The organism is Candidatus Thiodiazotropha sp. AKIB8 (assembly GCF_058244675.1).
Map to the genome: position 1 here is coordinate 38,881 of NZ_JBSYOO010000056.1, position 12,248 is coordinate 51,128.

Here is a 12,248-nt window from a genome sequence, read left to right on the forward strand (position 1 = left end):
ATGGCTCAGAGTGTTACCAAATTCACTCTCAGCTCTAGTGGGCTACGCGGCTCACTAGTATGAAGCTCCAAACTAGAGCTGCAGTGCTTGCCAGATCTTTAGACAGTGTGCTGATTGGTTCATGGTGTAAAAATGTAATCCAGGCGCTCCCCCGGCAAGCAGGCGTTCGCACATCGCGGTCACCACTTCAGCCCCATAACTGCGGATCGATTCCAGATCATCGCCATAGCCTTCCAGTCGCTTTCTAAGCCAACGGGGAATCTCTGTGCCACATGCATCGGAGAATCTGGCCAGCTGGGTGAAGTTAGTGATTGGCATGATGCCCGGTACGATGGGAATCTCTATCTGTAGTCTGTGACATTCATCGAGGAAGCGAAAATAGGCATCTGCATTGTAAAAATATTGGGTGATCGCGCTGTTTGCACCGGCTTCGACCTTTCCTTTGAAGTGTTGTAGATCCTGTTCCGGAGTGGCTGCCTGAGGGTGGAATTCAGGATAGGCTGCCACTTCAATATGAAAATAGTCACCAAAGGTCTCACGGATCAGTTCCACCAATTGATTGGCATGATTGAGTTCACCCAGGCCGCCAAGACCTATCCCGGAAGGCAGATCGCCACGCAGTGCCACCAATCGACGAATGCCTTGATCCCGGTAGCGTTCCAAGAGTTCGATGATTTCACTCTTGTCGGCACCGATACAGGAGAGATGGGGAGCAGTGTCGATCTTTTTCTCTACCAACCAGTCTACGGTATCGAAGGTACGCTGTTGGGTGGAACCGCCAGCGCCATAGGTGACAGAAAAGAAAGCTGGATTGAGTGTTTGTAACTTTTCTACATTTGTTTTTAGGTTTTCAAACCCCTTTTCCGTTTTTGCAGGGAAGAGTTCGAAGCTGAAGATTTGCTGTTTTAATTGATCATTCATGACAAGCGGCTACCGCAACAAGAGTAGTTTGGAAGATGGTTGACCGATTCAAGCCGGTCAACCATCTCGCTGTAACAGACAGAGGCAGGTTGTTTAATAGCGATAGTGCGCAGGCTTATAGGGGCCTTCCACAGGTACGCCAATATAGTCTGCCTGCTCATCCGACAGGGTGGTCAGGTTCGCACCGATCTTGGCGAGATGCAGTCTGGCAACCTCTTCATCGAGCTTCTTGGGTAATACATAGACCTTGTTTTCGTAATCACCAGTACGGGTGAAGAACTCGATCTGTGCCAACACCTGATTGGAGAATGAGTTGGACATTACAAAGCTGGGATGACCAGTTGCGCAGCCTAGATTGACCAAGCGGCCTTCTGCCAACATGATGATCCGTTTACCGTCTGGAAAGATGACGTGATGAACCTGTGGTTTGATCTCTTCCCACTGGTACTGTTTGATGCCGGCAATATCGATTTCATTGTCGAAGTGGCCGATATTGCAGACGATAGACTGGTTTTTCATCGCAGCCATGTGATCGTGGGTGATAATCTTGAAGTTGCCGGTGGTGGTGACGAAGATATCGGCCAGAGGTGCAGCCTCCTCCATGGTAACCACCCGGTAACCCTCCATCGCCGCCTGTAAGGCGCATATGGGGTCGATCTCTGTCACCCATACCGTTGCACCCAGACCACGCAGGGATTGGGCACAGCCCTTGCCTACGTCGCCATAACCGGCTACCAGTGCGATTTTTCCGGCAATCATCACATCAGTCGCCCGTTTGATACCATCAACCAGAGATTCGCGGCAGCCGTAGAGGTTGTCGAACTTGGATTTGGTGACCGAGTCGTTGACGTTCATTGCCGGGAACAGCAGGGTGCCCTGCTCCATCATCTGGTAGAGGCGATGTACACCCGTGGTTGTCTCTTCAGTTACCCCTTTGATCGACTCGGCCATACGGTGATAGCGCTTTGGATCCTCTTCAAGACTGCGCTTGAGAACACCGAGGATTACCTGCCACTCTTCTGCATCATCGGCTTTTGGCTCAGGCACGGCACCGGCGTCAGCAAACTCCACACCTTTATGCACCAGCAGGGTGGCATCTCCACCATCGTCGAGAATCATATTGGGGGATTCGCCATTAGGCCAGTTGAGAACCTGCTCTGTACACCACCAATACTCCTCCAGTGACTCCCCTTTCCAGGCATAGACCGGAATGCCCTCAGCGGCGATGGCAGCAGCTGCATGGTCCTGGGTTGAGAAGATATTACAGGAACACCAACGAACCTCAGCCCCCAGGGCAACCAGGGTTTCAATCAGCACAGCCGTCTGGATGGTCATATGCAGAGAGCCGGTGATACGGGCTCCCTTGAGGGGTTGTTGGGGGGCGTACTTTTCACGAATTGCCATCAGACCGGGCATTTCTGTCTCGGCAATGGCAATTTCGCGGCGGCCGAAATCGGCCAGGGAAATATCAGCAACTTTATAATCGGTGAACTCACTCATGGTAGTCATCTCCTGAATATCGTGAGTGAGCGCGGTTTTAATTTCATCACACTTCAACTCCGAGCCTGGCGGATCTGGATCCGTTGCAGCGCTCCTCGGAATGGAAGTTTGTTAATAATCTCGGTTAGAGTTTTGCATCCTCTCTGAGGATATCCGCTTTGTCTGTGTTCTCCCAGGTGAAACCTTCGTCCTCACGACCAAAATGGCCATAGGCAGCAGTCTTGCGGTATTTAATTGTATCTGTGTTCAATAGATCGAGCATCTTTAGGATGCCATAAGGCCGTAGATCAAAATGTTGGCGAACCAGTGCGACAATGGCCTCATCGGGAATTTTGCCTGTGCCAAAAGTCTCGACCATGATTGAAGTGGGTTCAGCCACGCCTATTGCGTAGGAGACCTGGATTTCACAACGATCAGCCAATCCCGCAGCAACGATGTTTTTTGCGACATAACGACCAGCGTAAGCCGCAGAACGGTCAACCTTGGAGGGGTCCTTGCCAGAAAAAGCGCCACCACCATGTCTTGCCGCACCGCCATAGGTATCAACGATGATCTTTCGACCGGTGAGGCCGCAATCACCTACCGGGCCACCAATCACGAAGCTGCCTGTGGGATTGATGTGGATCTTGTCAGCGGGGCATTTGTCCAGCCACGCTTTTGGTAATACGGGCTGGATGATGTTCTCCATCACCGCTTCCTGAAGCTGCTTGTGATCTATGTCAGGATCGTGCTGGGTGGAGAGCACCACAGCGCCGATGCCGGTCACCTGGCCATCTTCATATTCAAGTGTTACCTGGCTTTTGGCGTCGGGGCGCAACCAGGGCAGAATGCCTGATTTACGAATTTCTGATTGACGATGCACCAGCCGATGGGCGTAGGTGATCGGCGCTGGCATCAACACATCCGTCTCGTTGGTTGCATAGCCAAACATCATGCCCTGGTCACCTGCACCCTGTTCTTCAGGGGCTGAGCGGTCGACACCCTGGGCAATATTGGCAGACTGTTTACCAATCAGGGACATCACGGCACAGGTTGAACCATCAAAGCCGACATCGGAACTGGTGTAGCCAATATCGCAAACCACACCACGAACCAGTTCGTCCAGGTCGATCCACGCTTCTGTAGTAATTTCCCCGGCCACCATGACAGCGCCAGTTTTAATCAGGGTTTCGCAGGCTACGCGAGCCCTGTCCGGATGGGGGTCCTGTTGCAGAATTGCATCCAGCATGGCATCGGAGATCTGGTCTGCAACTTTGTCTGGATGTCCTTCAGAGACCGACTCTGAGGTGAAAATGAAGTCTTTACTCATGGTTTACCTGATATTTTGTATGTCATTGGTATCACTGACTATATGATACAGCTATGTATGAACGGGCCAACACAAGGCGAAACCGGATTTTACACACCAGCCTGCTTTTTGCATAATGCCCCACCCTGATTCAATTCAATGTATTGAGCGTACTAATAATGGTCTCCCTACAGACACCGATTTGTGACTTTGATGCCGAGGCTCCGGATTTTGTTCTTCCCGGCGTCGATGGCAAGCAGTGGTCGCTGCAGCAATGCGCCGGAGAAAAAGGGTTGATGGTGATGTTTATCTGCAACCATTGCCCCTATGTCAAGGCAGTTATAGACCGAATTATACGGGATGCGAAGGATCTGGCAGAATTGGGTGTCAACTGTGTTGCGATTATGTCGAATGATCCTACAGATTACACCGAAGACTCCTTTGAAAATATGCGCCTCATCGCTGAGAATCTGAACTTTCCTTTTCCTTACTTGATTGACGAAACACAGCATGTGGCAAAGGCCTATGGTGCGGTTTGCACTCCTGATTTCTTTGGGTACAACGCTGAATTGAAGCTGCAATACCGGGGCAGATTGGATGAAAGTAAGAAGGAAGCAGCTGATCCCAAGGTGCGTCGTGACCTCTTCGAAGCGATGAAACAGGTGGCTGAGACGGGTAGGGGGCCACAGGATCAGATACCCAGTATGGGCTGTTCCATTAAGTGGCGGTAATATTCAACCCATTGAAATTGTTAACTAATTGCAGGTATTTTATTATGCATCAAGCCAGCTTATCGGCCATTAAAGCCAGCTGCTTTGCCCTAAGCTCATTGCTTGAGTCAGAATAGCGATCCTTTGCCCGAGCCGGTTTGAATTTGTCCTATTCAGTAAAGGGGAGTGACAGACAGAGGGGCAGCCAAAGGGTTACAGAACAAAGAATTTAGAAATTTAGCTGAAATCCGCAGTGTTAATACACCGCTGAGTTTCGAAACAAATAACCAAATCATTAATAAATCAGGAGGGGTCAATGTCCTCACGCAGAGAACTTGCCAACGCCATTCGTGCCCTAAGTATGGATGCTGTGCAAAAAGCCAATTCAGGTCATCCGGGTGCGCCCATGGGCATGGCCGATATCGCTGAAGTATTATGGAACAGCCACCTCAAACACAATCCAGCTAACCCGGATTGGGCCGATCGCGATCGCTTCGTGCTTTCTAACGGTCATGGTTCAATGTTGATCTATTCCTTGCTTCACCTCACTGGCTATGAGCTGAGCATCGATGATCTGAAGAATTTCCGTCAGCTTCATTCCAAAACACCGGGTCATCCGGAATATGGTTATGCGCCTGGTGTTGAGACTACCACTGGTCCACTTGGACAGGGCATCACCAATGCGGTGGGTATGGCCCTGGCAGAGAAGACCCTGGCGGCTCAATTCAACCAGCCCGGACATGATGTCGTTGATCACTATACCTATGTCTTCATGGGTGACGGCTGCATGATGGAAGGTATCTCCCATGAATCCTGCTCTCTGGCCGGGACCCTAGGTCTGGGTAAGCTGATAGCATTCTGGGATGACAACGGTATCAGTATCGATGGTGAAACCGAGGGATGGTTTACCGATGATACCCCAGCACGTTTCGAGTCCTATGGCTGGCAGGTGATTCGTGGTGTTGACGGACACGACGCCGACGCCATCAATCAGGCAATCGAGGCAGCTAAGGCCGATAGTGACAAGCCTTGCCTGGTCTGCTGCAAAACCACGATCGGTTTTGGATCTCCCAACCTGGCTGGCAGTCACGACTGTCACGGCGCACCTCTGGGTGCTGAAGAGATCGTTGCTACCCGTGAGCAGCTGGGATGGAAACACGATGCATTCGTTATACCCGATGAGATCTACCAGGGTTGGGATGCAAAAGCTTCCGGAAGCGAATCTGAAACTGCCTGGAATGAGAAGTTTGCTGCCTATCAGGCTGCATTTCCCGAGTTGGCTGCAGAGTTCAGTCGTCGTATGAGCGGTGATCTGCCGGATAACTGGGAAAGCGAAGCAAGCAAGTTTATCGCAGAGGTCAATGCAAAAGCAGAATCACCTGCGACACGTAAGGCATCACAGAATGCATTGAATGGTTATGGGCCACTACTGCCGGAATTCCTGGGTGGTTCTGCTGACCTGACCCCTTCAAATCTCACAGCATGGTCTGGTTCCAAGTCGATCACTGATGGCAATACCGATGGTAACTACATCTCTTACGGTGTTAGAGAGTTCGGTATGTCCGCGATTATGAATGGCGTGGCGCTGCATGGCGGATTCATCCCCTACGGCGGCACCTTTCTGATGTTTTCCGAGTATGCCCGTAATGCGCTGCGTATGGCGGCATTGATGAAGATTCAATCGATCTTTGTCTATACCCATGACTCTGTCGGCTTGGGTGAGGACGGACCTACCCATCAGCCTGTCGAGCAGATTCCTACCCTGCGTATGGTACCGAATATGGATGTCTGGCGTCCTTGTGATGCAGTTGAGACTGCAGTCGCATGGAAGGCAGCTGTCGAAAAGAGTGACGGCCCATCATGCCTGATCTTCTCTCGTCAAGGTCTGGCTCATCAGGATCGTACTGATGCCCAGATCGCAGACATCGCCAAAGGTGGTTATGTTGTTGCAGACTGTGACGGCACTGCTGAGGCAATTGTTATCGCTACCGGCTCTGAAGTTGATCTGGCAGTCAAAGCGGCTGCAGATTCCGGCAAGAAGGTGCGGGTAGTTTCGATGCCAAACACCAAACTGTTTGATGCACAGGATGCGGCTTACAAAGAGTCTGTACTCCCAGCAGCTGTAACCGCCCGTGTGGCAGTTGAAGCTGCAGTCACCGACGGCTGGTACAAATATGTTGGTATCAACGGCAAGGTCATTGGTATTGATCATTTTGGTGAATCTGCTCCAGCTGGCGAACTCTTCAAAGAGTTCGGTTTTACTGCTGAAAATGTGATTGCTGCGATCAATGAAGTGACCGCTTGAGATGATTGAGAGGCGCGTTATACGCGCCTCCATCCGACCCTAATAAATGAAAACTCTATAACTGTTTAACGGAGAATCGCTATGACTATCAAAGTAGGTATCAACGGTTTTGGCCGCATCGGCCGTATGGCATTCCGTGCTATCGCAAAAGACTTCCCTGGTATTGAAGTCGTTGGCATCAACGATCTGCTGGAACCTGACTATCTCGCCTACATGCTGAAGTACGATTCGGTTCATGGCAATTTCAATGGTGATGTGTCAGTAGATGGCAGCAACATGGTGGTCAACGGCAAAAAGATCCGCCTGACTGCAGAGCGCGATCCTGCTGACCTGAAATGGGACGAGATTGGTGCTGATCTGGTGATTGAGTGTACTGGCTTCTTCCTCACCGAAGAGACTTGTCAGAAGCACATCGACGCTGGTGCCAAAAAAGTCGTACAGAGTGCGCCTTCCAAGGATGCTACCCCAATGTTCGTGTATGGCGTAAACCACAATGAATACAGTGGTCAGGCCATCGTTTCAGCAGCTTCCTGTACCACCAACTGTCTGGCGCCTGTAGCCAAAGTACTGAATGACAAGTGGGGCATCAAGCGTGGCCTGATGTCTACTGTTCATGCTGCGACTGCTACCCAGAAGACTGTTGATGGACCTTCCATGAAAGATTGGCGTGGTGGCCGTGGTATTCTGGAGAACATCATCCCTTCATCAACTGGTGCTGCAAAAGCTGTAGGTAAGGTATTGCCAGAACTGAATGGCAAGCTGACCGGTATGGCTTTCCGTGTGCCAACCTCTGACGTATCAGTGGTCGACCTGACTGTTGAACTGAACAGTGGTGCCAGCTACGACGAAATCTGTGCGGCTATGAAAGCGGCTTCTGAGTCAGGCGATCTGGCTGGTGTGTTGGCTTACACCGAGGAAAAAGTGGTCTCCACTGATTTCCGTGGTTGTTCTAACCCATCGATTTTCGATGCTGGCGCTGGTATCGCTCTGGATGACACCTTCGTCAAGGTTGTCTCTTGGTATGACAATGAGTACGGCTACACCTGCAACATGCTGCGTGTGGTTGAGCACGTCTCCAAGTAAGCTCTGATATTCACGGGACAGGTATCGCTGTCCCGTGATTTCGCAATAGTGAATCTTGAGTTATGTATTTTTTAGGTTGTTGTAACCGGAAACAACAAAATCCATAACTCAGAATTCATAAATCAAAATTAAAATCGACGCAGGAGTCTGTTATGTCTTTTATCAAGTTGACCGATCTTGACCTTGCTGGCAAGCGCGTACTAATCCGCGCTGACCTCAATGTGCCAGTTAAAGATGGCAAGGTAACTTCGGATGCACGTATTTCGGCTTCCATGCCGACAGTCGAACATTGTGTCAAGGCCGGTGCTAAGGTGATGGTAATGTCCCACCGTGGACGGCCTGAAGAGGGCGTCTATTCGGATGAGAACTCCATGGCGCCGATCGCAGATGACATGTCTGCCAAGCTTGGTACTACGGTACGCCTGATTAAAGACTACCTTGATGGTGGCTTTGACCTGGCAGAGGGCGAGGTCGTTCTGCTTGAGAATGTTCGCTTCAATGCAGGTGAGAAAAAAGACAACGAAGCGCTGGCAAAAAAATATGCCGCACTTTGTGATGTCTATGTGATGGATGCTTTTGGTACTGCACATCGTGCTCAAGCCTCTACCCATGGTGCTGGTAAGTTTGCTCCAGTCGCCTGTGCCGGACTTTTACTTGCTGATGAGTTGGATAATCTGGCCAAGGCGCTCGCCAAACCTGCTCGCCCAATGGTGGCGATCGTGGGTGGTTCCAAAGTTTCGACCAAGCTCACTGTACTGGAATCCCTCTCAGAAAAGGTTGATCAACTGGTTGTCGGTGGCGGTATCGCAAACACTTTTCTAAAGGCGACCGGACACAATGTAGGTAAATCCCTTTGTGAAGATGATCTGGTACCCACGGCTCAGGCTTTGGTTGAAAAGATGAAGGCCCGTGGTGCGAATATCCCTATCGCTACTGATGTTGTGGTAGGCAAGAATTTCGCAGAAGAAGAGCCCGCTGTATTGAAACCTGCTGGCGAGGTAGCTGATGATGAAATGATTTTCGACATTGGTCCTGACAGTGCCAATGAGTTGGCTGAAATCATCAAAAAGGCAGGCACCATTGTATGGAATGGTCCAGTTGGTGTCTTCGAATTCGATCAGTTTGGAGAGGGTACTAAAACTGTCTCTATGGCGATTGCCGATTCTGCAGGATTTTCCCTGGCGGGTGGTGGTGACACCATTGCTGCGATTCAGAAGTATGACATCTATGACAAAGTCACCTACATCTCTACTGCTGGTGGTGCCTTCCTGGAATACCTGGAAGGCAAGACACTACCTGCGGTTGCGATGTTGGAGGCTTGTGCGGCCAAATAGTGGGGCTGTTCACAACCCAGAGGCCGGACAGGGGTCCGGCCCAATCAGACGTGCAGCAAGCATGTAAGCGGATAGATATGCCAAGAAGAACCAAAATAGTAGCAACCCTGGGTCCGGCAACGGATGACCCTAAGGTTCTCGATAAGCTCATTCACGCCGGGGTTGATATCGTTCGCCTCAACCTTTCACATGACGTCCATGACGCACAAAGACAACGTGCGGATCGGATACGTAACCGTGCCCGTGCCTGTGGCCGCCAGATTGGTGTGCTGGCTGATCTTCAGGGGCCGAAAATTCGCATAGGTAAATTCAAATCAGGTTATACCATTCTAGAAGAGAATGGCCTGTTTACTCTTGATGCTGCGTTAGCACTGAGTGCGGGCGATGACGAGCGGGTTGGCCTGACCTACCCGGAGCTGATTAAAGATGTCTCCCGGGGCGATACTCTGATTCTCGATGATGGCGCCATTGAACTCTGGATCTCTGAGGTTGAAGGGAGTGAAGTCCGATGCAAAGTGGTTGTCGGTGGCAAGCTCTCCAACAACAAAGGGATTAATAAAAAAGGGGGGGGCTTATCTGCACCTGCACTGACCGATAAGGATCGTGAAGATATCCTGTTTGCTGCGGAAATCGATGTCGATTATCTGGCTGTTTCGTTTGTTCGCAATGGTGAAGATTGCAGAGAAGCACGACGCCTGCTGAGAGAGGCGGGTGGACAAGGTGGCATCATTGCCAAGGTTGAACGTGCGGAAGCGCTCGACTACATAGAGGAGATTATTCAGGAATCCGATGCCATCATGGTCGCCCGTGGTGATCTGGGGGTCGAGATCGGCGATGCTGAGCTTCCAGCAGTGCAGAAAATGATGATCAAGAAGGCTCGCCAGTTGAACTCGGTGGTGATCACTGCAACGCAGATGATGCAGTCGATGATCGAGAGTCCGATTCCAACCCGTGCTGAGGTCTTTGACGTTGCGAATGCAGTACTCGATGGTACCGATGCAGTGATGCTTTCTGCTGAAACCTCAGTGGGAAAGTATCCGCACAAAGTCGTTAAGGCAATGGACCGTGTCTGTGTCGAAGCTGAAAAACATCAAACCGCAAGACGCTCTGATCATCGCCTCGATAGTGTCTTCGGTCGTGTGGATGAAGCAATAGCCATGTCCACCATGTATACCGCTAACCATCTCGGGGTAAAAGCGATTGCAGCGTTGACTGAATCAGGTTCCACAGTTAAATGGATGTCTCGAATCAGTTCGGATATCCCAATTTATGCCTTGACCCGGCATGTACACACCCGCCGAAAAGTGACACTCTACCGTGGTGTCTATCCTGTCAGTTTCGATGTCTCCAGTACCAACATTGCTCAGGTCAATGAAGAGGTCATCGATGAGCTGCTGCGCCGTGGAGAGGTTAGAGAAAATGACTTGGTGATCATCACCAAAGGTGATCGCTCCGGTGTAGAGGGTCAAACAAATATTATGAAAGTGATGCGTGTCGGCGAACATGTACTCACTGAAAGTCAGATTGAAGACACTGCTGGTGAGTAGTGTCATTAGTTGTAACGAGTATATAAACAGAAAACTAAGGAGGCTATCATGGCTCTGATTTCCCTGCGCCAACTTCTCGACCATGCCGCGGAACACGGCTATGGCCTGCCGGCGTTCAATGTCAACAACATGGAACAAGTGCATGCAATCATGCTGGCAGCGGATGCTGCAAAAAGTCCGGTTATCCTGCAAGGATCTGCCGGCGCACGCTCATATGCAGGTGAACCCTTCCTGCGTCACCTGATTATTGCTGCAACCGAGATGTATCCACATATTCCGGTCTGTATGCATCAGGATCACGGTACCTCACCTTCAGTATGTCTGCGTTCCATCCAATCAGGTTTTTCATCTGTAATGATGGATGGCTCGCTGATGAGTGACGGTAAAACACCTTCTTCTTATGAGTACAACGTAGATACTACTGCCAAGGTTGTCGAGATGGCTCATGCTGGTGGTGTCTCTGTTGAAGGCGAGCTTGGTTGCCTGGGTTCGTTGGAAACCGGTCAGGCTGGTGAAGAAGATGGCATCGGTGCTGAAGGTACTCTGGATCACAGTCAGCTGCTGACTGATCCAGATGAAGCAGCAGATTTCGTGAAAAAGACTGCTGTGGACGCCTTGGCTATTGCTATCGGTACCTCACATGGTGCTTATAAGTTCACCCGTCCACCAACAGGAGATATCCTGGCTATCGATCGTGTAAAAGAGATTCATGCACGTATCCCTGATACCCATTTGGTAATGCATGGTTCATCCTCTGTGCCACAGGATTGGCTGGCAATCATCAATGAGTATGGCGGCGATATGGGTGAGACCTACGGTGTTCCAGTGGAAGAGATCGTTGAAGGTATCAAACACGGTGTTCGTAAAGTCAATATCGATACCGATCTGCGTATGGCATCTACTGGTTCCGTTCGTAAACACCTTCACGACAACAAGTCCAACTTCGATCCTCGTAAGTTCCTGAAAGAGGCGACCAAAGCAATGTCTGATATCTGTAAGGCACGCTATGAGGCCTTCGGTTCTGCAGGTATGGCGGATAAGATTGCACCGATCTCGCTTGAAGACATGCAGGGACGTTATGATAGTGGAGAGCTGGATCCGAAGGTCAACTGATAAGTTAATCTTCAGTTCGGTTTGATCAAGGGGGCTTCTGGCCCCCTTGTTATTTTTGGGTATTCGAAGTTTGCAGGATGAAGAGGATGCTCTTTTTTACAGTAATCCTTCCAACTCTAAAGCCTTTTTCAGTTGATTGGGATTGAATCCCTCGAATTTTTGCTCACCAACAAGAATCAGCGGCACGCTCTGACCGCCAATCTCAAAGAACTTTTTCTGGATCTTTCCCGGTTTTGCCACATTAAAATCGAGAAAGGGCACATCGTTTCTTTTCAGCCAACGTTTTAAGTGAACACAATGGGGGCATCGCAACGTAGTGTAGATAACTACTCTGGCAGCTTTATTTTTCAGGTTAGTCATTTCTACTTCAGCTTGTGACCTTAAACTCATATTAATGCCAATGCTAGTGATAGGGCCAGCATAGTTTTATTGTGGGACTGATGAGAT

10 protein-coding genes and 1 riboswitch are annotated in these 12,248 nt (G+C 50.2%); of the genes, 6 read left to right on the forward strand and 4 right to left on the reverse strand.

Going from position 1 to position 12,248, the window contains the following annotated elements; all coding sequences use genetic code 11:
- Nucleotides 1-72 precede the first annotated feature (72 nt).
- The 3 genes from metF to metK form a co-directional block, all read right to left on the reverse strand.
- Entirely contained in the window at nucleotides 73-921 is an 849-nt protein-coding gene (gene metF / locus AC4IFB_RS20620) for a methylenetetrahydrofolate reductase [NAD(P)H] (RefSeq protein ID WP_490778122.1), read from the reverse strand.
- Nucleotides 922-1,014: 93 nt separating this feature from the next.
- A complete protein-coding gene (ahcY, locus tag AC4IFB_RS20625) occupies nucleotides 1,015-2,421 on the reverse strand; it encodes an adenosylhomocysteinase (RefSeq protein WP_490778121.1) in 1,407 nt (468 codons plus the stop codon).
- Nucleotides 2,422-2,441: 20 nt separating this feature from the next.
- Nucleotides 2,442-2,524: riboswitch (S-adenosyl-L-homocysteine riboswitch) on the reverse strand.
- Between the two features lie 21 nt (nucleotides 2,525-2,545).
- On the reverse strand, nucleotides 2,546-3,730 hold the full coding sequence (gene metK / locus AC4IFB_RS20630; protein WP_490778120.1) for a methionine adenosyltransferase: 1,185 nt from the start codon (nucleotides 3,728-3,730) through the stop codon (nucleotides 2,546-2,548).
- Between the two features lie 158 nt (nucleotides 3,731-3,888).
- On the opposite strand from metK, the gene AC4IFB_RS20635 reads away from it, so the two are divergent.
- The 6 genes from AC4IFB_RS20635 (at nucleotide 3,889) to fba (ending at nucleotide 11,801) form a co-directional block, all read left to right on the forward strand.
- Nucleotides 3,889-4,440, forward strand: coding sequence for a thioredoxin family protein (locus tag AC4IFB_RS20635; protein WP_490778119.1), 552 nt, complete (start codon nucleotides 3,889-3,891; stop codon nucleotides 4,438-4,440).
- 295 nt (nucleotides 4,441-4,735) lie between these two features.
- Nucleotides 4,736-6,724: a transketolase gene (tkt, locus tag AC4IFB_RS20640; protein WP_490778118.1), complete on the forward strand. Its 1,989-nt coding sequence runs from the start codon at nucleotides 4,736-4,738 to the stop codon at nucleotides 6,722-6,724.
- An 81-nt stretch (nucleotides 6,725-6,805) separates the two neighbouring features.
- Nucleotides 6,806-7,807 (forward strand): type I glyceraldehyde-3-phosphate dehydrogenase, encoded by a 1,002-nt coding sequence (gene gap / locus AC4IFB_RS20645; protein ID WP_490778117.1) that lies wholly within the window; start codon nucleotides 6,806-6,808, stop codon nucleotides 7,805-7,807.
- Nucleotides 7,808-7,959: 152 nt separating this feature from the next.
- Complete coding sequence (locus AC4IFB_RS20650; protein ID WP_490781185.1) at nucleotides 7,960-9,141, forward strand: phosphoglycerate kinase; 1,182 nt, start codon at nucleotides 7,960-7,962, stop codon at nucleotides 9,139-9,141.
- A gap of 77 nt (nucleotides 9,142-9,218) precedes the next feature.
- Nucleotides 9,219-10,688, forward strand: coding sequence for a pyruvate kinase (gene pyk / locus AC4IFB_RS20655; RefSeq protein ID WP_490781186.1), 1,470 nt, complete (start codon nucleotides 9,219-9,221; stop codon nucleotides 10,686-10,688).
- A gap of 48 nt (nucleotides 10,689-10,736) precedes the next feature.
- Nucleotides 10,737-11,801, forward strand: coding sequence for a class II fructose-bisphosphate aldolase (fba, locus tag AC4IFB_RS20660; protein WP_490781187.1), 1,065 nt, complete (start codon nucleotides 10,737-10,739; stop codon nucleotides 11,799-11,801).
- A 96-nt stretch (nucleotides 11,802-11,897) separates the two neighbouring features.
- Here the strand turns inward: fba and AC4IFB_RS20665 are convergent, their stop codons facing one another.
- A complete protein-coding gene (locus AC4IFB_RS20665) occupies nucleotides 11,898-12,161 on the reverse strand; it encodes a glutaredoxin family protein (RefSeq protein ID WP_490778113.1) in 264 nt (87 codons plus the stop codon).
- Between the last annotated feature and the right edge of the window lie 87 nt (nucleotides 12,162-12,248).